This is a genomic window from Nocardioides sp. Z13_37 (assembly GCF_058355585.1).
Genome location: NZ_JBZGDV010000001.1, coordinates 205,883 through 227,762, shown reverse-complemented (window position 1 = coordinate 227,762; position 21,880 = coordinate 205,883). Strand labels below are relative to the sequence as shown.

At 73.6% G+C, this 21,880-nt stretch carries 20 protein-coding genes; 16 read left to right on the top strand and 4 right to left on the bottom strand.

The window, feature by feature from the left end; translation table 11 throughout:
- Window positions 1–18: 18 nt before the first annotated feature.
- The gene (locus AC4H2S_RS01110) at window positions 19–1,104 is read right to left on the bottom strand and encodes a hypothetical protein (RefSeq protein WP_491495109.1); all 1,086 of its coding nucleotides are present in this window, start codon (window positions 1,102–1,104) and stop codon (window positions 19–21) included.
- A gap of 145 nt (window positions 1,105–1,249) precedes the next feature.
- Here AC4H2S_RS01110 and AC4H2S_RS01105 point away from each other — a divergent pair, with 145 nt between their 5' ends.
- The 4 genes from AC4H2S_RS01105 to AC4H2S_RS01090 all read left to right on the top strand — a co-directional run bounded on the left by AC4H2S_RS01105 (window position 1,250) and on the right by AC4H2S_RS01090 (window position 5,952).
- A complete protein-coding gene (locus tag AC4H2S_RS01105) occupies window positions 1,250–1,630 on the top strand; it encodes a hypothetical protein (protein WP_491495108.1) in 381 nt (126 codons plus the stop codon).
- A complete protein-coding gene (locus AC4H2S_RS01100; RefSeq protein ID WP_491495107.1) occupies window positions 1,627–2,925 on the top strand; it encodes a hypothetical protein in 1,299 nt (432 codons plus the stop codon). Before AC4H2S_RS01105 ends, AC4H2S_RS01100 begins: the two co-directional genes overlap by 4 nt.
- Window positions 2,926–2,958: 33 nt before the next feature.
- Entirely contained in the window at window positions 2,959–5,283 is a 2,325-nt protein-coding gene (gene purL, locus AC4H2S_RS01095) for a phosphoribosylformylglycinamidine synthase subunit PurL (protein WP_491495834.1), read from the top strand.
- A gap of 99 nt (window positions 5,284–5,382) precedes the next feature.
- Entirely contained in the window at window positions 5,383–5,952 is a 570-nt protein-coding gene (locus tag AC4H2S_RS01090; RefSeq protein WP_491495106.1) for a hypothetical protein, read from the top strand.
- 22 nt (window positions 5,953–5,974) lie between these two features.
- On the opposite strand, the gene AC4H2S_RS01085 is transcribed toward AC4H2S_RS01090, so the two are convergent.
- Both AC4H2S_RS01085 and AC4H2S_RS01080 read right to left on the bottom strand, forming a co-directional pair.
- A complete protein-coding gene (locus tag AC4H2S_RS01085; protein WP_491495105.1) occupies window positions 5,975–6,721 on the bottom strand; it encodes an ABC transporter permease in 747 nt (248 codons plus the stop codon).
- On the bottom strand, window positions 6,718–7,749 hold the full coding sequence (locus tag AC4H2S_RS01080; RefSeq protein WP_491495104.1) for an ATP-binding cassette domain-containing protein: 1,032 nt from the start codon (window positions 7,747–7,749) through the stop codon (window positions 6,718–6,720). Before AC4H2S_RS01080 ends, AC4H2S_RS01085 begins: the two co-directional genes overlap by 4 nt.
- A 62-nt stretch (window positions 7,750–7,811) precedes the next feature.
- On the opposite strand from AC4H2S_RS01080, the gene AC4H2S_RS01075 reads away from it, so the two are divergent.
- Window positions 7,812–8,774, top strand: a complete 963-nt coding sequence (locus tag AC4H2S_RS01075; RefSeq protein ID WP_491495103.1) for a helix-turn-helix transcriptional regulator — start codon at window positions 7,812–7,814, stop codon at window positions 8,772–8,774.
- A gap of 93 nt (window positions 8,775–8,867) precedes the next feature.
- Here AC4H2S_RS01075 and AC4H2S_RS01070 read toward each other — a convergent pair whose 3' ends face one another.
- Window positions 8,868–10,121: an MFS transporter gene (locus AC4H2S_RS01070; protein WP_491495102.1), complete on the bottom strand. Its 1,254-nt coding sequence runs from the start codon at window positions 10,119–10,121 to the stop codon at window positions 8,868–8,870.
- A gap of 67 nt (window positions 10,122–10,188) precedes the next feature.
- Here AC4H2S_RS01070 and AC4H2S_RS01065 point away from each other — a divergent pair, with 67 nt between their 5' ends.
- The 11 genes from AC4H2S_RS01065 to AC4H2S_RS01015 all read left to right on the top strand — a co-directional run bounded on the left by AC4H2S_RS01065 (window position 10,189) and on the right by AC4H2S_RS01015 (window position 21,841).
- A complete protein-coding gene (locus tag AC4H2S_RS01065; protein WP_491495101.1) occupies window positions 10,189–10,761 on the top strand; it encodes a helix-turn-helix domain-containing protein in 573 nt (190 codons plus the stop codon).
- 101 nt (window positions 10,762–10,862) lie between these two features.
- Complete coding sequence (locus AC4H2S_RS01060; protein ID WP_491495100.1) at window positions 10,863–11,597, top strand: alpha/beta hydrolase family protein; 735 nt, start codon at window positions 10,863–10,865, stop codon at window positions 11,595–11,597.
- Window positions 11,598–11,698: 101 nt separating this feature from the next.
- Window positions 11,699–12,037, top strand: coding sequence for a sterol carrier family protein (locus AC4H2S_RS01055; RefSeq protein WP_491495099.1), 339 nt, complete (start codon window positions 11,699–11,701; stop codon window positions 12,035–12,037).
- 174 nt (window positions 12,038–12,211) lie between these two features.
- On the top strand, window positions 12,212–14,629 hold the full coding sequence (locus AC4H2S_RS01050; protein WP_491495098.1) for a phosphoketolase family protein: 2,418 nt from the start codon (window positions 12,212–12,214) through the stop codon (window positions 14,627–14,629).
- Window positions 14,630–14,638: 9 nt separating this feature from the next.
- Window positions 14,639–15,439: a GNAT family N-acetyltransferase gene (locus AC4H2S_RS01045; RefSeq protein WP_491495097.1), complete on the top strand. Its 801-nt coding sequence runs from the start codon at window positions 14,639–14,641 to the stop codon at window positions 15,437–15,439.
- A 175-nt stretch (window positions 15,440–15,614) separates the two neighbouring features.
- Window positions 15,615–16,661, top strand: coding sequence for a 2-keto-3-deoxygluconate permease (locus AC4H2S_RS01040; RefSeq protein ID WP_491495096.1), 1,047 nt, complete (start codon window positions 15,615–15,617; stop codon window positions 16,659–16,661).
- Window positions 16,658–17,776 (top strand): four-carbon acid sugar kinase family protein, encoded by a 1,119-nt coding sequence (locus AC4H2S_RS01035; protein WP_491495095.1) that lies wholly within the window; start codon window positions 16,658–16,660, stop codon window positions 17,774–17,776. The genes AC4H2S_RS01040 and AC4H2S_RS01035 overlap by 4 nt, the downstream gene beginning before the upstream one ends.
- Window positions 17,773–18,840: a 4-hydroxythreonine-4-phosphate dehydrogenase PdxA gene (gene pdxA, locus AC4H2S_RS01030; protein WP_491495094.1), complete on the top strand. Its 1,068-nt coding sequence runs from the start codon at window positions 17,773–17,775 to the stop codon at window positions 18,838–18,840. Before AC4H2S_RS01035 ends, pdxA begins: the two co-directional genes overlap by 4 nt.
- 39 nt (window positions 18,841–18,879) lie before the next feature.
- Complete coding sequence (locus AC4H2S_RS01025; protein ID WP_491495093.1) at window positions 18,880–19,674, top strand: GntR family transcriptional regulator; 795 nt, start codon at window positions 18,880–18,882, stop codon at window positions 19,672–19,674.
- Between the two features lie 148 nt (window positions 19,675–19,822).
- Window positions 19,823–21,172, top strand: a complete 1,350-nt coding sequence (locus tag AC4H2S_RS01020; protein WP_491495092.1) for a dipeptidase — start codon at window positions 19,823–19,825, stop codon at window positions 21,170–21,172.
- Window positions 21,173–21,370: 198 nt separating this feature from the next.
- The gene (locus AC4H2S_RS01015) at window positions 21,371–21,841 is read left to right on the top strand and encodes an SRPBCC family protein (protein WP_491495091.1); all 471 of its coding nucleotides are present in this window, start codon (window positions 21,371–21,373) and stop codon (window positions 21,839–21,841) included.
- Window positions 21,842–21,880 lie beyond the last annotated feature (39 nt).

The following is a 21,880-nucleotide window of genomic DNA, read 5'->3' as shown; positions in this document are numbered from 1 at the left end:
GCCCTCATGCGCGGGAGGCTACGCCGACGCGACGGTCGTCGCGACCACGGCGCGGTGCTTGCCGATCGTGGGCGTGGCGACGGCGTCGGGGTCACGCACGATGCTGCTCGGCGCACCGGTGGACGTCGGGCCGCCGGGCGTGGAGACCGGCGCGCGGTCGCCGTCGAAGAACGCCTTGACCGACGAGATGAGCGACGCGACCTGCTTGAGGATGTCGATGAGCTTCATCAGCGTGCGGAACGCCTTCATCACCGCCTGGAACGCCTGGAACACGGCCTGCACCACGCGCGCCCAGCCGACGCCGGGGATGCTCATCGTCGCGAGCGCGGCCGAGACGGTCTGCACCGCGGACTTCACGCACTGCACGACCGACAGCGCGGTCTGCCAGGCGTCGCGGCAGACCTGCACGACGGTCTGGCCCATCTGGATGAGCTGGCCGGCCTGGGTGTCGAGCGAGCCGACCCAGGTGCCGATCTGGGCGATGGCCGCGTCGGACGCCCCGCCCTGCCACGTCTGCGAGATGGTGCTCCCGCCGCTCTGCAGGTTGGCCGAGACGCCCCTCATCGACTGGCCCAGGGCGCCGAACGACGATCCCTGGCTGGAGGCGCCGACGACGTCGCCGCCGATCTTCTCGGCCAGTTCGGCGCGGATGTCGAAGCCGGTCAGCATGCGCACCAGGTCGCACACGGTGTCGTAGGGGAAGCCGAAGCTGATCTGAGGCAGGCTGGTCTCGGTGGGGGCCGCGCGCTTGATGGTGGTGTCGGCGACGTCCCAGAAGCCGCTCGACCCGTCGCGGCCGTCGACGCCCGACGCGCGGTGGCGGCGTACGACGCCGTCCTCGGTGAGCGTGAAGTCGCGGGCGGTGGCTCGCAGCGCCTCCGCGTGGTCGACCATGCCGCGACCGTTGTCCTCCAGTGACTGGTGCACCGAGGGCAGCAACGCGTTGTAGGCGCCCATCATCGTCTCGAGGATCGGGCCGAAGTCGGTCTGCACGAGGCTGGTGCCGCCGTTGCGGGCGATGCCGCTCAGGTCGTCGCTGGCGCGCTGCACCTGCGCGGACCAGGCGTCGAGCTCGGAGAGGTCGACGGTCATCACGGCGTTCATCGCGGCTCCTGCGGACGAGGTGGGGTGGTGCTCCCAGACGTTCCCCGGACAGGCCGCGCCGAAACTCACCCGACCGCCGGAACGTTCCGCCCACAGGCGGGGCCGGGTCGCGTTTGCCGCCCATCGGCGCGGGTACTCCGTCAGGGTGAGCGCACACGGCACGCGGTCCCTGATGCAGGTCGAGCCGGCCAGGCTGGTCGAGCTGGCGGGCTCCTCCGAGCGCACCCTCGACGCCATGAGGCACGACTGGGCCGTCGCGCTGCCCGAGCTGTCGGGTGCCTGCGCGGCGCTGGGCGACGCGACGGGCACCGCCACCCTCGCCGCGTCCTACGCCGACGCGCTGGCCGACGCCGACGAGGTGCTCGCCTCGCTGTCCACGGCCCTCGAGGTCGGCGTCGCGGGACTGGTCGACGCCGCGCGCGACGCCACCCGGGCCGACGACGGGGTGGCCGCCGAGCTCGAGCGCGCCGCGCAGCTGCTGGGGGAGGGCCCGTTCGGTCTGATGCCCGGTCCGGGAGGTCGATGACCGTGCCGGCCAACCCGTGGGAGCTGCGCGCCGACGTCCGGCCGCTCGAGGCCGCCGCCCAGCGGTGGACCGAGGTCGGCGCCCTGGTCGCCCGCCGCGGCGACGAGCTGGTCGAGGCCGCGCGCCGCGCCACCGAGGGGTGGGACGCTGCGGCCGCGGAGAGCTATGAGGAGCACCGTCGGCAGGTCCTCGCGCACCTCGACCACTTCACCACCCTGGCCGAGCGGATCGCCGACTCGCTGCGCGCGTCCGCGGGTCTCCTCGCCTCGTCGCAGAAGGAGCTCGACCAGGCGTGGACGACCGTCGCGGACGTCCCCCACGAGGTCGTCGGGGAGTCGCGGCACCTGGTCTTCAGGCCCTCGCAGGACGAGGAGCGCGGCAAGGTCACCCGCGGCCAGGCCGAGACCGACGACATCCGGCGCCGGTTGGCCGCTGCACTCGACCAGGAGAGCGCCCGGCTGCGCGCGGCGCGCACCGAGCTGGTCACGGTCCGCACCGAGCTGCTCTCGCTCACCGGGGGCAGCTTCCCGGTGTTCGACGGTGCGGGAGGGGACGTGTCGGGGGTCGGCACCCTCCTCGCCGCGCCGTCGACCTCCGTGCGCGGCTCGGCGCAGGCGGGTGCCGGGGGCATCGAGGCGCTGCCGCCGCTCACGCCCATCGCGGTGACGGTCCCCGACCTCGCGGGCATCTCCGCGGCCGCCCTCGCGCCGCTCGCGGCCAGCGGTGCGGCCGCCGCTGCCCGGCGGGGCAGGTCCGAACGCTCGCCGCTCGGCACGCCGCCCGTGGGCGGCATCGGCGGCGGCGCGATGGCCGCGCGCGCCGGCACGATGTCGCGCGGGATGGCGAGCGGTCGCGGCGGACCCGCCCGGATGCCGGGCCCGCGGCTGGAGAAGACCGCCGCCGAGGAGGCCGCGGCGCGCGCCGCCCGCGAGAAGGAGGCGTTGCGCGAGGCCAAGCGCGCCGCGCTGGAGGCCAAGCGCGCCGAGCGAGCCGCCCGCAAGGCCGAGCGCGCAGCGGCACGCGACGGCCAGCCCGCCGGCCGCTCGCGCGACGGCGCCCGCCGCGACGACCACCGGGACGACGACCGGGACGACGACCGGGACGACGACCGCGACGACGCTCGCGACGACGCCGCGACCCGGGAGCAGGACGAGGAGATCGGCGCCGGGACCGAGACCGGGACCGACTCCGGGACCGACGGGCGGACGGGCCAGCCGCCCGCCGAGCGGAAGCAGTCCGTACGGGTCGTCCACGAGGCGGCTCCCGGCAGCGGTGCCGGGGGCCCGCGCCGGTAGATTGACGCCGTGCCCGACACGAGCGCCGCCCCGCTGCCCGCTTCCCCCGAGAAGGCCGGTCTCACGACGTCCGGCGCGACCGCCACCCTCGACACGGTGGCCCTCGCGGCCACCGACGCCGAGCGCGAGCAGCCGTGGGCCGACCTCGGCCTCAAGGCCGACGAGTACGCCCGGATCCGCGAGATCCTCGGCCGGCGCCCGACGAGCTCCGAGCTGGCGATGTACAGCGTGATGTGGAGCGAGCACTGCTCCTACAAGTCCACCAAGGTGCACCTCAAGCAGTTCGGCGAGATCCCGCAGGAGACGCCTGTCGGCGCGATGCTGGCCGGCATCGGCGAGAACGCCGGCGTGCTCGACATCGGCCAGGGCTACGCCGTGACCTTCAAGGTCGAGAGCCACAACCACCCGTCGTTCGTCGAGCCCTACCAGGGCGCGGCGACCGGCGTCGGCGGCATCGTGCGCGACATCCTCGCGATGGGAGCGCGCCCGGTCGCGGTGATGGACCCGCTGCGCTTCGGCCCGCTCGAGGCTCCCGACACCGCCCGGGTGCTGCCCGGGATCGTGGCCGGCGTCGGCGGCTACGGCAACTGCCTCGGCCTGCCCAACATCGGCGGCGAGGCGGTCTTCGACGAGACCTACGCCGGCAACCCGTTGGTCAACGCGCTCTGCGTCGGCGTGCTCCGCCACGAGGACCTCCACCTCGCCAAGGCGTCCGGCGCCGGCAACCAGGTGGTGCTCTACGGCGCGCGCACCGGCGGCGACGGCATCGGCGGTGTCTCGGTGCTCGCCAGCGAGACCTTCGACGCGCACTCCGACGGCACCGGGGGCCCCGCCAAGCGCCCGAGCGTGCAGGTGGGCGACCCCTTCATGGAGAAGCTGCTCATCGAGTGCACGCTCGAGCTCTTCGCGGCCGGGGTCATCGCCGGCATCCAGGACCTCGGCGGCGCCGGGCTCTCGTGCGCCACCTCCGAGCTGGCCTCGGCCGGCGACGGCGGCATGCACGTCGAGCTCGACCGCGTCCCCCTCCGCGACTCCACGCTCGCGCCGGAGGAGATCTTGATGAGCGAGTCGCAGGAGCGGATGATGGCGGTCGTCGAGCCCGCCGACGTCGAGGCGTTCATGGCGATCTGCGAGAAGTGGGACGTCGAGGCCGTCGTGATCGGCGAGGTGACCGACACCGGCCGCCTGCACATCGACTGGCACGGCGAGCGCGTCGTCGACGTACCCCCGCGCTCGGTCGCCCACGACGGTCCGACCTACCAGCGGCCCTACGCCCGCCCCGAGTGGCAGGACGCGCTCCAGGCCGACGGCGCGGAGTCGCTGCCGCGGCCCTCGAGCGGCGAGGAGCTCCGCGAGACGCTGCTGCGCCTCGTGGCCTCGCCCAACCTGTGCGACAAGTCGTGGATCACCGACCAGTACGACCGCTACGTCCAGGGCAACACGGTGCTCGCCCAGCCGTCCGACTCCGGCATGGTGCGCGTCGACCCCGACACCAACCTCGGCGTCTCGGTCTCGACCGACTGCAACGGCCGCTTCGCCAAGCTCGATCCCTACACCGGTGCGCAGCTGGCGCTCGCCGAGTCCTACCGCAACGTCGCCACCGGCGGCGCTCGCCCGCTCGCGGTCTCCGACTGCCTCAACTTCGGCTCGCCCGAGGACCCGGCGGTCATGTGGCAGTTCGCCGAGGCCTGCCGCGGCCTCAAGGACGCCTGCCTCGAGCTCGGCATCCCGGTGACCGGCGGCAACGTCAGCCTCTACAACCAGACCGGCGAGACCGCGATCCTGCCCACGCCGGTCGTCGCGGTGCTCGGCGTCATCGACGACGTCACCCGGCGCACGCCGACCGGCTTCGGCGCGGCCGGCGAGCGGGTCTTCCTGCTCGGCGAGACCCGCGAGGAGCTGTCCGGCTCCGAGTGGGCCCACGTCGTGCACGACCACCTCGGCGGGCTGCCGCCCGCGCTCGACCTCGCTGCCGAGCAGGCGCTCGCCGCGCTGCTTCAGGACGCCGCCCGCGACGGTGTCGTCACCAGCGCCCACGACCTCTCCGACGGCGGCCTCGCCCAGGCGCTGGCCGAGTCGGCCTTCGCCCGCGACATCGGCGTGTCGGTGGCGCTCGACGCCGTCGCCGCCGACCCCTTCGTGGCGCTCTTCTCCGAGTCGACCGCCCGCGCCCTGGTGACGGTGACCGACGAGCAGGCCGACGCCCTGGTCGCGCTGGCGCAGCGCCACGGCGTCCCACTCACGCCCCTCGGGCGCACCGGCGGCGAGACGATCTCCGTCGAGGGCGTCTTCGAGATCCCGGTCGCCGAGGCCAAGGCGGCCTGGCGCGCGACCCTCCCGGCGGCCCTCGGCGGCTGACGCCTGCGGCCTCCGGTCAAGGAGGCCTTGTCACGAAACCGCCACGCGCGCGGCTCCCGGCGACTAGGTTTCCCTCGTCGTCGCGAAGGGAGCGCACACATGGTCCGCAGGCGTCAGCGGCTGCTCGGGCTCGTCCTCGCCCTGTTCGTGAGCGTGGAGACCCTGAGCGCGTGCGGTGCGATCTCCGACGGTCCGCGGGTCGTCACGGCCGACGAGATCGCCGCGCAGGAGCGGGCGAAGGATCGGTCCCCCGGGGCGAAGGCGAAGCAGAAGCGCGAGCGGAAGACCACGCCGAAGCCCAGGCAGAAGTCCGAGCAGGAACCGCCCGCCGCTCGGTCGACGGCGACCGACGCCGACCTCGACGCCTACGTCGCCGAGAGCGACAAGATGATGAAGGCCATGTATGGCGATGCGTTCGACGAGCTCTACTCGACGATCGCGATCGTGCCGGTCTACCCCAACGGCATCGAGTACGACTACACGTTCCTGGCCGCGGTCGACCCCGCGGTCGCTGACACGCACTTCGCCACCCAGGCGCCGACGCTCCGGACCCAGGCCCGCACGGTCGTGCTGCCCGAGATGGAACGTCTCGGCTTCGCCGATCCGACGGTGACCTTCACGTACCGCAACCCCGACGGGTCGATCGTGTGGAGCCGCACGATCTCCTGACCGACCCGCCGAGGTGGGCCGCTCAGCTCGAGCGGCGCATCGCGCGTACGCCCACCCACAGGCCGAGGGCGGCGACGAATGCCGCGCCCGCGACGCCCTGGCCGACGACGTCGGCGGGGAACGTGCCCGCGAAGAGCGCACGCACCGCGTCCACGACGTACGTCATCGGGTTGAGCTGCGAGACGATCTCGAGCCACCGGGGCGCACCGTCGACCGGCAGCAGGACGCCGGCGGTGAGCAGCGCCGGGAACAGCAGCGTCTGCTGCACGGTCCAGAACATCCAGTCCTGTCCCTTCGAGGCGAGCGCGAGGGCGAACGACAGCGAGCCGACGCCGACGCTGAAGACCGACAGCACCAGTGCCGCGGCCAGCACGCCGCCGAGGTGCAGGTCGAAGCTGAACGGCGTCACGACCGCGACGATGATCGCGACCTGCATCAGCATCGGCACGACCTCCTTGAGCGCCCGCCCGACCAGCAGCGCCGGACGGCCGAGCGGCGAGACCAGCTGCCGCTCGTGCGAGCCGGACTGCATCTCCTCCATCAGGTTGGCCCCCGTGAAGGACGCGCCCATCAGCGCGGTCATCGCCACGATGCCGGGCACGAACCACTGCAGCGCCGAGCCGTCGGCCATCTCCGGCAGCAGCGGTGCGAAGAGGCCGAGGAAGACCAGCGGCTGGATCATCGCGAAGACGACGGCCATCGGCTCGCGCCAGACCGGCCGCAGCTCGCGGTTCATCACGTTGACGGTGTCGGACAGGAATGCGCTCATGCTGCGACCTCGCTCTCGATCTGGGCGGACGGGGCGCCCGCGTCGGTGGTGGTGGACTGGGCCTCGCGCAGGCTGCGCCCGGTGAGGTCGAGGAAGACGTCGTCGAGGGTCGGTCGGGCGACCTCCACCCGCAGCGGCGCGACGCCGTCCGCGGCCAGGTCGGCGAGCAGGTCGCCGACCATGGTGGAGCCGTCCTTGACCCGCAGGTCCACGCCGTCGTCGCCGGCCTCGACGCGGGCGTCGGGCACGCGCTCCAGCCGCGCGGCGGCCCGCGCGGAGTCGGCCGGGGAGGCGAAGGCGAGCCGCACCAGGTCGCCGAGCCCGCTCTTGAGCCGGGCGGCGGTGTCGTCGGCGATCACCCGCCCGTGGTCCACCACGACCACCCGGCCGGCGAGGGCGTCGGCCTCCTCGAGGTAGTGCGTGGTGAGCACGACGGTGCTGCCGCTCTCGGCGTGCAGGCGCCGCACCAGCTCCTGCAGGTTGGCGCGGTTCTGCGGGTCGAGCCCGGTGGAGGGCTCGTCGAGGAAGAGCACGCGGGGCAGGTGGACCAGCCCCATCGCGATGTCGAGCCGGCGCCGCTGCCCGCCCGAGAGGGAGGAGACCTTGCGGTCGGCGACCGCGGCGAGGTCGAGCTCCTCGACGAGCTCCTCGGCCCGGCGACGGGCGTCGGCGCGCGAGAGGCCGTGCGCCCGGCCCTGGCTGACGAGCTCGTCGCGGCCGAGCTGGCGGTGCCCGGCGCCGTTGCCCTGCCCGACGAAGCCGATGGCGCGGCGTACGTCGCGCTGGGCGCTCACGACGTCGTGCCCGGCGACGGTGGCAGAGCCCGCGGTGGGGGCGATGAGCGTGGTCAGCATGCGGAGCGTGGTCGACTTGCCCGCCCCGTTGGGGCCGAGGAAGGCGACCAGCTCGCCCTGCCCGATCTCGAGGTCGAGGCCCTGGACGGCCTCGACCGTGTGCTTGCGCGAGGTGAAGTGGCGCGTCAGGCCACGGGTCACGATCGCCGGTCCGGTGTGGTGGTGGTGAGTCATGGAGCTCACGCTAGGAACGCTTGCGGCCAGTTCCTGTCCTCAATCGGACTAATCTCAGGTCCATGAGCACGAGCGAGCGGATGCTGCGACTGCTGTCGCTGCTCCAGACCCACCGCTACTGGCCCGGCCCGGAGCTGTCCGAGCGGCTCGAGGTGAGCCCGCGGACGCTGCGGCGCGACGTCGACCGGCTGCGCGAGCTCGGCTACACCGTCGACGCGGTGCGGGGGGCCGCCGGGGGCTACCAGCTGCGGGCCGGCGGGTCGCTGCCGCCGCTGCTGCTCGAGGACGAGGAGGCCGTCGCGATCGCCGTCGGCCTGCGCACGGCCGCGGTGGGCGCGGTCGGCGGCGCCGACGACTGGTCGGTGCAGGCGCTCTCCAAGGTGCTGTCCCTGATGCCGCCGCGGCTGCGTCGCCAGATGGACGCGGTCGCCTCCCAGACCGAGGCCCCGGGGCCGTGGGAGGGGGCGCCGGTCGTCGACGCGACGGTGCTCACCACCCTCGCCCAGGCCTGCCGCGACAGCGAGCTGCTGCACTTCGACTACGCCGCCCGCGAGGCGGAGGTGACCCACCGTCGCGTCGAGCCGCTGCGGCTGGTCTCCCTCGGTCGCCGGTGGTACCTCGTCGGCTACGACCGCGACCGCGGCGACTGGCGCAGCTTCCGCCTCGACCGCGTCACCGATCCCGAGCCCACCGGCCAGCGGTTCCGTCCGCGCGAGCTGCCCGCGGAGGACGCGCTCGCCTTCGTCCAGCAGGGCATCCGGCGGATGCCCCAGCGCCACGCCGTACGCGCGCGGGTGGCGATCCCGGCCGACGACCTCGCCGCGCGCGTCGGGCGGTGGGGGGTCGTCACCCCCGACGGCGAGGGCTGCGTCCTGGAGATGAACGTCGACGACCTGGACTGGCCGGTCATGGTGCTGGCCGGCTGCGGGGCTTACTTCACGGTCGAGTCGCCACCCGAGCTGGCCGAGCGGGTGGCCGAGGTGGGCGCCCGCTTCTCCCGAGCAACCGCACATCGGGGTAGTTAGGGACGGTCCGGTCGGAGAACGGCCCAATAACCGACGACAACGTCCCTCACTACCCCCTGTCCCCGAGGTTGGGCGGCAACACCAGACGCCGCGCTAGGCCGCAAGGGCGGGCGGGGCGGGCTCGTCCTCGCGGGCCCACTCCGAAGGCCGCGGCACCGACCGGATCGACCGGCTCGAGGTGAGGAGCACGGCGAGCAGCGCGGTGGCGGCCACGAGGGCGGTGATCGCCGTCGCGCCGCCGTGGTGCTCGAGCAGGTAGCCGCCGAGCAGCGGGGACAGCGGCATCACCGACATCGAGACGAACTGGCTGGTCGACGACACCCGGCCCTGGAGGTGGTCGGGGGTCACCGCCATCCGGTAGGAGCTGATGCCGGCGTTGCCGACGGGGTTGAGCAGGAGCAGGAAGAAGGTGCAGGCGCAGGCGGTCCACACGCTCGATGACACCGCCAGCGGCACCAGGGGCAGGCAGCACATCCAGCCGATGAGCACGGTCAGCCGACCCGTCGGCATCCGGTGGATCAGGCTCGGCGCGATCACCGCGCCGAGGATCCCGCCGACCCCGGCGGCGGTGGAGACCAGGCCGATCTGCGCGGGCGGCACGCCCTGCTGCACCATGCGGAGCACGACGACGAAGAAGAGGGCGTTGACGACCAGGTTGGTCAGCGCCGCCCACGCCGCCAGGGTGCGGAAGAACGGGCGCGTCCACACGAACCGGAACCCCTCGCCGAGCTGCCGGCGCAGCGGCTCGCGGCGGTGGTGCGGCGCGCTGAGGTCGGTGCGCACCCGGCTGACGGTGAGGCAGGCGAGCGCGAAGGAGATCGCGTCGACCGCGAACGGCAGCCACCGCGTCACGGCGTACAACGCTCCTCCCAGCGGCCCGCCCAGCAGCGAGGCGACGTGCTGGCGGGCCTGGTTCTGGCTCAGCGCCGTCGGGAGGTCCTCGGTCGAGACGACCGAGCGGATCGCCGAGGTCTGCGCGGGGTTGAACACCCCAGCCGCGATGCCCGCGACCAGCGCGACGCCGACGAGGTGGGGCAGCGTGAGCTGGCCGGTCGCACCGGCGACCGCGAGGGAGGCATAGGCAGCGGAGCCGGTGGCGCTGGACGCGAGCATGATCCGCTTGCGGTCGACCCGGTCGGCGAGGACGCCGGCTGGCAGCAGCGTCGCGCAGAGGCCGCCGAGGTAGGCCGCCTCGACGAGCGCGGCGGTGAGCGCGGAGCCGCTGAGGGCGTAGGCGATGAGCGGGAACACGAACATCGACAGCGCGCTGCCCAGCTCGCTGACGGTGTCGCCGATCCAGAGGACCGTGAAGTCGCGGTTGCGGGCGAGCTGGCGGTATCCGGGCATATCCGCACCATATGTTGCGCAAGAAATATTGCGCAATAGGTGGTGCGCAACTCGCTAGGGTGGGGCCATGGCCGAGCCCCGCACCCTCGACGACCCCCGCGTCCTGCGCGCGCTGGCCCACCCGGTGCGCGGACGGATCCTCGACGAGATCGAGGCGTCGGGGCCGGTGCGCGCGGCCGACATCGCCCGCGAGCTCGGCATCCCCGCCAACCAGGCGAGCTTCCACCTGCGCCAGCTCGCGAAGTACGGCCTCGTCGAGGAGGCGCCCGAGGAGGCCCGGGACCGGCGTGACCGGGTGTGGCGCAGCGCCGCCCCCGACGGCTACACCGTGCGCCTGGGCCAGCTCGAGAAGGCGCCCGGTGGCCGGGCCGCCGTCGAGGTGTTCCGGCGCACCAAGGAGGCCTGGGGCCACCACGTCATCGAGCGCTCCTTCGACACCGCACACCCCGAGGGGAGCGGGATGTACTCGCTCTCCGACCACGCCCTCAAGCTCACCGACGACGAGGCCGCGCAGCTCTTCCGCGAGGTCGAGGATCTCGTCGAGGCCTGGGGCGCGCGCACCCGTGGGCGCGGCGACCCGGAGCGCCGCACCTACCTGCTGATGAGCATCGTCCAGCCCTACCCCGACGCCACCGAGTGAGTGGACCGGGTCGACGGGCCGTCCTGCTCGGGGCCGGCGCGGTCGGCGTGTCGGCTGCCCTCGCCGGCTGCGGCGAGGAGTCGTCCGGCAGGGTGGACGACGTGCCCCAGCGACCCGAGCGGACCACGTACGGCCCCGACCCCAGCCAGTGGGTCGAACTCCAGGTCCCGTCGGGGGAGAGCCGCGGACTGGTCGTCGTGATCCACGGCGGCTTCTGGCGCGCCCAGTACGGCGCCGACCTCGGCGCCCCGCTCGCCGAGGACCTCGTGGCGCGCGGCTGGTCGGCGGCCAACGTCGAGTACCGACGCGTCGGCAACGGCGGAGGCATCCCCGAGACCCTCGACGACATCCACGCCGCCCTCGGCGCCGCGGCGTCGGGGGCCGGTGGCGCGGCCGGCCCGGTCGTCACGCTGGGCCACTCCGCGGGCGGCCACCTCGCCACGTGGGCCGGCGGGCGCACCCGGTTCGGGCGGTGGTCCGACGGCCCGCGCGTGACCCACGTCGTGAGCCAGGCCGGGGTGCTCGACCTCCGCTCCGCGGTCGAGGACCGGCTCGGCGACGGGGCCGCGACGGCGTTCCTCGGCGAGCCGGTCGAGGAGGCCTACGAGCAGGCCGACCCGCTCGCCCAGGTGCCGCTCGACGCCCCGGTCTGGGCGGTCCACGCGCGCGACGACGACACCGTGCCGTTCAGCCAGGCCGAGGCCTACGTCGCAGCGGCGACCGCGGCGGGCGCCGAGGCGAGGCTCGTCGAGGTCACCGGCGGGCACTTCGACGTCATCGACACCGGCAGCGACGCCTGGGCCGCCTGCGTGCAGGTGCTCGACACCATCGGCTGACCACTGTGCAGGCAGGTGGAGCACCGGGCGCCACTCCGCCACGCTCGGAGACCACCGACCTGGCGCGAACTGCCTTCATGGCGTCGGTCTAGCCTCGGGGCGTGCCCGCCCGACTCAAGGTCCTCCGGCCCGACCAGCTCGCCACGGCCCGCGCGGCCGGGGACGCCCGGGCGCTGGTCAAGCACTACCTCGCCGTGCTCGAGGTGCGCGCACCGGGACGCTCGGTCGAGGTCCGGGTGCCGCCCTACGCGGCCGTGCAGGTCGTGCCCGGGGTGCGCCACACCCGCGGCACCCCGCCCGCGGTCGTCGAGACCGACGCCGACACCTGGCTGGCCCTCGCCACCGGGCGTACGACGTGGGCCGAGGCGCTCGACTCCGGCGCCGTGGCAGCGAGCGGCGAGCGCACCGACCTGTCGCCCTACCTTCCCCTCGACGACTGACCGCCGCGTCCTCCGACTCCGCCGCGCTGCGAAGCCGTACCTATAGGTGCCGGACCGTATGACGCAAGGCAGGAGCACAGGACCACGCACCACGCCCCACCGTGACCGGGGACCGGGCCGAAGGTCAGGGCCGACGGGGGTGGGCACCCGCGCGCATTTCCGGTACGAAGGAGCATGGCTACCCTCACCGACGACCAGGTCCAGGATCTCGACCTCTGGTTCCGCGCGGCCAACTACCTCTCGGTCGGGCAGATCTACCTGCTCGACAACCCGCTGCTCGAGCGCCCTCTCGAGCGCGACGACATCAAGCCACGGCTGCTGGGCCACTGGGGCACCACCCCCGGGCTCAACCTCGTGTGGACGCACCTCAACCGGCTGATCCGCGAGCGCGACGTCGACGCGATCATCCTGTGCGGGCCCGGCCATGGCGGTCCGGCGGCGGTGGCCAACGCGTGGCTCGAGGGCACCTACTCCGAGGTCTACCCGGCGATCGGCGAGGACCGCGGCGGGATGTCGCGGCTGTTCCGCCAGTTCTCCTTCCCCGGCGGCATCCCGAGCCACGTCGCCCCCGAGACGCCCGGCTCGATCCACGAGGGCGGCGAGCTCGGCTACGTGCTCTCGCACGCCTACGGCGCCGCGATGGACAACCCCGACCTCGTGGTGACCGCGGTGGTCGGCGACGGCGAGTTCGAGACCGGCCCGCTGGCGACGAGCTGGCACGGCAACAAGTTCGTCGACCCCGTCCACGACGGCGCGGTGCTGCCGATCCTGAGCCTCAACGGCTGGAAGATCGCCAACCCGACCGTCCCGGCGCGCATCCACCGCGACGAGCTCGAGAGCCTGCTGCGCGGCTACGGCCACCACGTGATCACCGTCGAGGGCGACGACCCCGCCGACGTGCACCGCCAGATGGCCGCCGCGATGGACGAGGCGCACGACATGATCCGCGAGATCTGGCGCGCCGCCCGCGAGGACGGCGACGTCGAGCGCCGGCCGTGGCCGATGATCCTGCTCGTCACCCCGAAGGGCTGGACCGGTCCCAAGGAGGTCGACGGCACGCAGGTCGAGGGCACCTGGCGGGCCCACCAGGTGCCGCTCGCCGGCACCCGCGAGAACGACGCCCACCGGGCGCAGCTCGAGGAGTGGCTGCGCTCCTACCGTCCCGACGAGCTCTTCGACGACGCGGGCACTCCCGTCGAGGCCGTGCGCGCCCTGGCACCGTCGGGCACCCGGCGGATGAGCGCCAACCCGCACGCCAACGGCGGGGTGCTCAAGCGTCCGCTCCGCCTGCCCGACTGGCGTACGTCCGCCGTCGAGGTGGAGCGGCCCGGCGGGTCCATCCACGAGCCCACCCGCGTGCTCGGGCAGTGGCTCGTCGGCGTGGTGCGCGACAACGACACCAACTTCCGCATCTTCGGCCCCGACGAGACCGCCTCCAACCGCCTCGACGCCGTCTACGAGGTCACCGACAAGGTCTGGGCCGCCGACATCCTCCCCGTCGACGAGCACCTCGCCCACTCCGGCCGCGTGCTGGAGATCCTCTCCGAGCACACCTGCCAGGGGTGGCTGGAGGGCTACCTGCTCACCGGCCGGCACGGGCTGTTCAGCTGCTACGAGGCGTTCATCCACATCGTCGACTCGATGCTCAACCAGCACGCCAAGTGGCTCAAGACCACCCGCGAGATCGACTGGCGCCCGCGCATCGCCAGCCTCAACTACCTGCTGAGCTCGCACGTGTGGCGCCAGGACCACAACGGCTTCTCCCACCAGGACCCCGGGTTCATCGACCACGTGGTCAACAAGAAGGCCGAGGTCGTGCGCGTCTACCTGCCGCCGGACGCCAACACCCTGCTCTCCACGATGTCGCACTGCTTCGAGAGCGAGCACTACGTCAACGTCGTGGTCGCCGGCAAGCAGCCCACCTTCGACTGGCTCGACGCCCAGCAGGCCGACCTGCACTGCGCGCGCGGGCTCGGCATCTGGGACTGGGCCTCGAACGACGACGGCGATCCCGACGTGGTCATCGCGGCGGCGGGCGACGTGCCCACCGTCGAGGCGCTCGCCGCGGTCTCCCTGCTCCGCGAGCACCTCCCCGAGCTGCGGATCCGCTTCGTCAACGTCGTCGACCTGATGCGGCTGCAGGACGAGCGCGAGCACCCGCACGGCCTGAGCGGGCGTGACTTCGACACGCTCTTCACGACCGACACGCCGGTGATCTTCGCCTACCACGGCTACCCGTGGCTGATCCACCGGCTGACCTACCGGCGCACCAACCACGACAACATCCACGTCCGCGGCTACGTCGAGGAGGGCACCACCACCACGCCGTTCGACATGGTGATGATGAACGACACCGACCGCTACCACCTGGTCATGGACGTCATCGACCGCGTGCCCGGCCTCGGGCAACGCGCCGCCTCCGTGCGCCAGCTGATGGCCGACACCCGGCGCCGCGCCCGCCAGTGGACCCGCGAGCACGGCGACGACCTGCCCGAGGTGCGCGACTGGCGGTGGGACCCGTCCGCCGACCCCCGCAGCGGTGCCTCGCCGTCCACGACCGCCGACCCCGACACGAGCGCGGACAACCTCTAACGTGCACCCATGCACGTCAGCTCCCTCGGTTTCCGCACCGACCTCGCCCTCCTGACCTCCTCCGGCAGCGTCATGGAGGACCGCGGCACCCACCTCGTCGTCCGCACCCCCGCCAACCCCACCTACTACTGGGGCAACTTCCTGCTCCTCGCCGAGGCTCCCGTGCCGGGCGGCGAGCGGGAGGTGGTGGCGGCGTTCCGCACCGAGTTCCCCGAGGCCGGCCACGTCAGCATCGGCATCGACCGCGCCGAGCTCACCCCGGAGGCGCACGCCGCCTTCGAGGCGGCCGGGCTCACCGTCGACGTCGCCTCGGTGCTGACCGCGACCGGCCTCGTGGCCCCGCGCGAGGTCGACGGGGAGGTCCGGGAGCTGCGGTCCGAGGAGGACTGGGAGAGTCGGGCGCGCCTGAGCTGGGCGATCGAGGACCGCGACGACGAGGAGGCGCACCTGCGCTTCGCCCGCGGGCGCAACGTGCAGGAGCAGCTGCTCGTGGCGGCCGGTCGCGGCACGCGGTTCGGCGTCTTCGTCGACGGGGAGGTCGTCAGCACCGCCGCGGCCTTCATCACCGAGGACGGCGTCGCCCGCTTCCAGAGCGTCGAGACGCACCCCGACCACCGGCGCAGGGGCCTGGCCGCCGCGGCCGTCCATGCCGCGGGGCAGTACGCCCTCGAGCGGCTCGGCGCCCGCACCCTCGTGATCGTCGCCGACGACGACGGCGAGGCCATCGGCATCTACCGCCGCCTCGGCTTCGCCGACGCGGAGCGCCAGCTCACGCTCGAACGCCGCGCCGGCGGTCCCCGGGCGTCGTAGTCGCCGGGTCCGCATCGCACGGCACCCACGCCCGGGATCGACCCGGGCGTGGCGCGAGCCTGCCCCGGTGCCGTCTCGCCGCGGTGATGTGACGGTTGACACGACCCACCCGCCATGCTCCACTACCTGTACGTACAAGTTGTACGGACAAATTCCCCGAGGTGTGTGACCTGACATGACCGACGTCTCCCACGACCGCGAGCCCGACCGCGAGATCGTCCCGCTCTACCAGATGATGAACCGCATCCCCGGCGGTCTGATGCTGATCCCGCTGATCATCGGCTCGCTGCTGGGCACGTTCGCGATGGGCTTCCTGGAGATGGGCTCCTTCACCACCGCCCTGTTCCAGCAGAGCGCGCTGCCCCTGATCGCGCTGCTGATCTTCGCGACCGGCACCCAGGTCACGGTCAAGACCAGCGGACCGGTGCTCGCCACGGCGGGCGTCGTGCTGATCTTCAAGAGCATCATCCCCGCCACGCTGGTGATCCTGCTCGGACAGGTCGTGGGCCTCGATGGCATCCTCGGCGTCTCGATCCTCGCCCTGCTCGTGGCCGTCGACAACAGCAACGGCGGCCTCTGGCTGGCGTTCACCGGACGCTACGGCGACAAGCGCGACCGCGGCGCCTACATCGCCTCCGCGCTCAACGACGGCCCGTTCTTCTCGATGCTGTTCCTCGGCGCCTCCGGCCTGGCCGACATCCCCGTCTCGGCGATGGTCGCCGCGGTGATCCCGTTCCTGCTCGGCATGCTGGTCGGCAACCTCAACCCGCACTGGCGCGAGGTGCTGCGGCCCACCCCGGCCATCGTGATCCCCTTCTTCGCCCTGGCGCTCGGCACCGGCATCGACCTCAACAACATCGTCAAGGGCGGCCTCTCCGGCCTCGTCGTCGGACTCGTGGTCGCGCCGTTCACCGGCCTGCTGGTCTACATCGGCTACCGCTTCGTGCTGCGCCGCGGCTACCGCTCCGGCATCGGCTTCGCCGCCGGCACGACCGCGGGCAACGCCATCGCGACCCCGGCGATCATCGGCATGGCCGACCCGACGTTCCAGCCCTACGTGGAGACCGCGACGGCCCAGGTCGCCGCGTCCGTCCTGGTGACCGCGATCATCGCCCCGCTCCTCGCCTCGCTGGCCCTCAAGCGCGAGGGCGGCCTGCTCACCGAGGAGGAGATCGACCGGATCGACGAGATGGAGCTCGGGGTCAAGGAACCCCAGCTGTGAAGGTCCTCATCCTCGCCGACGACCTGACCGGGGCGAGCGACACCGTCGTGTCGTTCGCCCGGTCCGGGTGGTCGTCGCTGCTGTCGCTCAGCGGCGGCTGGACGCGTACGCCCGACGAGGACGCCGTGGCCGTCACCCTCGACACCCGGCGCGACCCGCGCGCCGCCGAGGTGACCGCCCAGGCGGTCGCCGACCTCGCGGGCGACCGGCTCTACCTCAAGATCGACTCGACCGTCCGCGGCACTGTCGCCGAGCAGGTGCTCGGCGCGGTGCGCGGCCGGCGCCGCACCCGCCCCGGGGCGTTCGCGGTGCTCTGCCCCGCCTACCCCGCCATGGGCCGCACCGTCGAGGACGGCCACGTGCTCGTCGAGGGTCGGCCCGTGCACGAGGGTCCGGCCGGCTCCGACCCGGTCACCCCGGTGACCGAGTCGGAGCTCACGATCCTCGTGCCCGGCTCCGTGCGCGCGACGGGGCGCGACCTCGTCGCGGCCGTGCGCGAGGCCGCCCGCGACCACGACGTCGTGGTCGTCGACGCGCGCGACCAGGCCGACCTCGACGCCCTGGCCGCCGCGATCGAGGAGATCGGTCCCGACGCGATCCCCGTGGGCTCCGCCGGCCTGGCCACCGCCCTCGCCCGCGCCTGGCAGGACGGACCCGAGCCGGAACGGCGCCCGGTCGCCATCGCGGCCGACGCGTCCGCGCTCGTCGTCGTCTCCTCCCTGCACGAGGTGGCCCGCGCCCAGGTCGAGGCGCTGCGCGCCGAGGCCGAGCGCCTCTCCGTCGACCTGCTCGTCACCCCGTCGGAGCGCGAGGACGGGTCCGCCGTCCGTCAGGCGCGTGAGATCGCCCGGCAGGCGGTCGACGCGCTCGCCGGAGGCCGTCACGGGCTGCTGGTCCTCGTCGGCGGCGACGGCGCCGCCCAGACCCTCCTCGCCCTCGGCGCCACCGGCATCAACGTCGTCGACGCCCCCGTCGAGGGCGTACCCGCCGGGACCGTGGTCGGCGGCCCGCACGACGGGCTGCCGATCGCGACCAAGGCCGGCGGATTCGGCACCCCCTCGACCCTCGTCCAGCTGATCGACGCCGTGCGCGTCACCCAAGGAGCCCTTTCATGAGCACGTCCACCAGCACCTCCACCCCCACCTCGGGGGCCCTGCCCGTCCTCGGCCTCACCCTCGGCGACGTCGCCGGAATCGGCCCGGAGATCACCCTGCGCACCCTGCTCGAGCACCCCGACCTCCGTGAGGAGTGCGTCCCGGTCGTGGTGGGCGACGCCGGCGCCCTGCGCCACGCCGCGCCCTACGTCGGCGTCGACCCCGACGTGATCGTCACCCTGGAGCGCCCCGGCGACGCGACCAACGACCCCGGCCTCGTGGAGGTCGTCCAGATCGGCGAGCCGATGGCCGAGGTGCCGCTCGGCGAGCTCAGCGCCGTGGCCGGCGACGGGTCCTACCGCTTCGTGGTGGCGGCCTGCGACCTCGCCAAGGCCGGCGAGATCGACGGCATCGTCACCGCGCCGCTCAACAAGGCGGCCATGCACGCGGGCGGGCACAAGTACCCCGGCCACACCGAGCTGCTCGCCGAGCAGTTCGGCGTCGACAACTTCTCCCTCGTCCTGTCCGCCGGCGACCTCTACTTCTTCCACCTCACCACCCACGTGTCGCTGCAGCAGGCGATCGCCGGCATCACGCCGCAGCGCACCGACGACGTGCTCGACCTGGTCTCGTCCTTCGCCGACGCCCTCGGCCGGCCCGGCACCCCCATCGGCGTCGCAGGGCTCAACCCCCACGCCGGGGAGAACCGGCTCTTCGGCGACGAGGACGCCGATGTCCTCGAGCCGGCCGTGCGCCGCGCCCAGGAGCGCGGCATCGCCGCCGTCGGCCCGCTGCCCGCGGACGCCCTGATCCCGCAGGCCGTGCAGGGCAAGTGGGAGCTCGTCGTGGTCTGCTACCACGACCAGGGCCACGCGCCGTTCAAGGCGGTCTACGGCGACGACGGGGTCAACATCACCGTCGGGCTGCCCGTCGTGCGGGTCTCGGTCGACCACGGCACCGCGTTCGACATCGCCGGCCAGGGGATCGCGCGCGAGGCCAGCCTCGTGCTCGCCACGCGCCGCGCGGCCGCGCTCGCGCCGGGCTGGGACGCCGTGTGGCGCACCGCCCAGCGCGTCGAGGCCTGAGGCCGCGACGCCGGCCGCCGCGGACCTAGGGTTGCCCCCGTGACCGAGCGCCGCGTCCCCCTCCACGAGACGGTCGAGCGCGCGCTCCGCGAGCGGCTCGACAGCCGCGACCTCCGCCCGGGGGACCTGTTCCCCAGCGAGGCGGCGCTCCAGCAGGAGTTCGCCGTCTCGCGGTCGGTGGTGCGCCAGGCGCTCGCCAGCCTGGAGGCCGACGGTCTCGTCACGAAGGTCCAGGGCAAGGGCTCGGTCGTCGCCGAGCACCGCGAGGTGCGCCGCGACGTGCTGCGCTCGGGGCTCACGCTGCAGGCGGGCGACGGGGCCGTCACCACCCGCGTCACGTCCTACGGCCTGGTCCCGCGACCCGACCACCTCGTCTCCATCACCGGGGCGCAGGTCCTCGAGCTCGGCCGGGTACGCGCGGTGGGAGGCGTCGTCCTCAGCTACATCCGCACCTGGCTGCCCGCCGACGTCGCCGACGCGATCAGCGCCGACGACCTGGTCGACGCCTCCCTGCACCGGCTCCTGGCCGAGCGGCTCGGGCGCGAGGTGGCCGGCGGGCACAACCAGGTGCGCGCCGTGCCGGCCACCGAGTCGCTCGCCGCGCGGCTGCACGCGACCCCCGGCGCGCCGCTGCTGCTGCTCGAGGGCCGCAGCGTCGACCGGTCGGGAGTGGTGCTCGAGGAGTTCTCCACCTGGCACCGCGGCGACCTCGCGGCGTTCGACGTCGAGGCGGTGCCGCCGTCGGCCGGTCGCGAGGGCGCTGACCGGGAGCGGGTCGAGCGGCTGACCCGCACCGCGCGCGAGCTGCTCGCCGAGCTCGAGACGCTGCGCTGAGCAGCGGTCTCGGCAGCGGCCTCGGTGCCAGTCTCGGCGTCGGTCTCGGCGTCGGTCTCTGCGCCGTGCTCGGCATCGCATCGGGCGCTGCGTCGGGCGGCGTGCCCACGCCGTCCGGCACACCGGCCGGGCCGGTTATGGTCGGCACATGACTGTCGACATCGCCGCCCGCCTCGCCGAGGTCATGCCCGGCGTCCGCCGTGACCTCGATGACCTCGTCCGCATCCAGTCGGTCTCCGCCGACCCGGCCCGCGCCGGCGAGGTCGAGCGCAGCGCCGAGGCGACCCGCGACCTGTTCGCCGCCGAGGGCTTCGAGGCCGAGATCGTGCGTGCCCACGACGGCTCCCCGCCGGCCGTGATCGCGAAGAAGGCCGGGCCGGAGGGCGCCCCCACCGTGCTGCTCTACGCCCACCACGACGTCCAGCCCGAGAACGACCACGCGGACTGGGACTCCCCGCCGTGGGAGCCGACCGAGCGCGGCGATCGCCTCTACGCCCGCGGCGCCGCCGACGACAAGGCCGGCATCGCCGCCCACCTCGGCGCGGTGCGGATCCTCGGTGACGAGCTCCCGGTCAACCTGGTGATGTTCATCGAGGGTGAGGAGGAGGTCGGCTCCGACACCCTCGTCGACCTGCTCGAGGCCCACAAGGAGCGCCTGGCCGCCGACGTCATCGTCATCGCCGACTCCGGCAACTGGGACATCGGCGAGCCCGCCCTCACCACCAGCCTCCGTGGCCTGGTGCGGATGGACGTCGAGGTCCGCACGCTCACCCACGCCGTGCACAGCGGCATGTGGGGCGGGCTGGTGCCCGACTCGATCATGACGCTGAGCCGCGTCATCGCCAGCCTCAACGACGACGCCGGCAACGTCGCCGTGGACGGGCTGCACTCCGGCCCGGCCGCCGACGTGGAGTACCCCGAGGCCCGTCTGCGCGCCGAGTCGGGCGCCGCCGAGGGCATCGAGTGGATCGGCGAGGGGCCCGTCGTCGAGCGCCTCTGGACCAAGCCGTCGATCAGCATCACCGGCTTCGACGCGCCCAAGGTCGAGGGAGCCTCCAACACCCTCGTGCCCGCCGCGCGCTGCCGCATCAGCATGCGCATCGCCCCCGGCGACACCACCGCCAACGCCGTCGCGTGCCTCCAGGCCCACCTCGAGAAGCACACCCCGTGGGGCGCCACGCTGACCACGACCGTCGTCGACACCGGCGAGGCGACGCAGATCGACGCCAGCGGTCCGGCGTACGACGCCGCGCGCGCCGCGTTCGCCGAGGCCTGGGACGGCACCGCGCCGGTCGACATGGGCGTCGGCGGCTCGATCCCCTTCATCGCCGAGTTCCTCGAGGCGTTCCCGGACGCGAGCGTGCTGGTCACGGGCGTCGAGGACCCCGACACCCGCGCCCACGGCGCCAACGAGGGCCTGCACCTCGCCGAGTTCGAGCGGGTCGTCAAGGCCGAGGCCCTGCTGCTGCGCAACCTCGGCGAGCTCCCGCGCGCCTGACCCGGCGCACCTGTCGGCCGCCCCCCTGTCGGTTCATCAAGGTATGCAGGCGAACCCGCACTTCCCACGGTCAACTCACCGTGGGAAGTGCGGGTTCGTCGACATACCTTGATGAACCAACGACACCCGAGACCCGCCCGCGCCACCCCCGACGCGCGGGTGGGCCGCGCGCTGGGGCACGTCGGTAGCGTGGCCGCCATGGCGACCTTCCGTGCCCGCGACCGCTCCTCGGCCGTGCTCCGCTCCCCCCGCAGCGAGGTGTGGGCGGCACTCACCGACGCCGACCTCATCGCCCGGATCACGCCCTTCGTCACCTCCATCGACGTCGACGGTGACCGCTGGACCTGGCACATGGGCGTCATCCCGGTGGCGGGGCTGTCGGTGGCGCCGAAGTTCACCGAGGTGATGGACCTCCACCCGCAGGAGCGGATCGTCTTCACCCACGATCCCGACCACGCCCACGAGATGACCGCGGTGATGGGCAACTACCACCTCGTCGACCACCCCGACGGCGGCACCGAGGTCAGCATCGACCTCCAGATCGCCTGCCACCTGCCCCTGCCGGCCCTGACCCGCCCGGCCGTCGAGCGGGTGATGGCCGGCGTCGTGAAGCACATGGGCGCCGTCTTCTCGCGCAACCTGCTCAAGCACCTCGGCGAGGCGTCATGACACCCGCGCCCCAGGCGTCGTACGCGCGGGGCGCGGCCC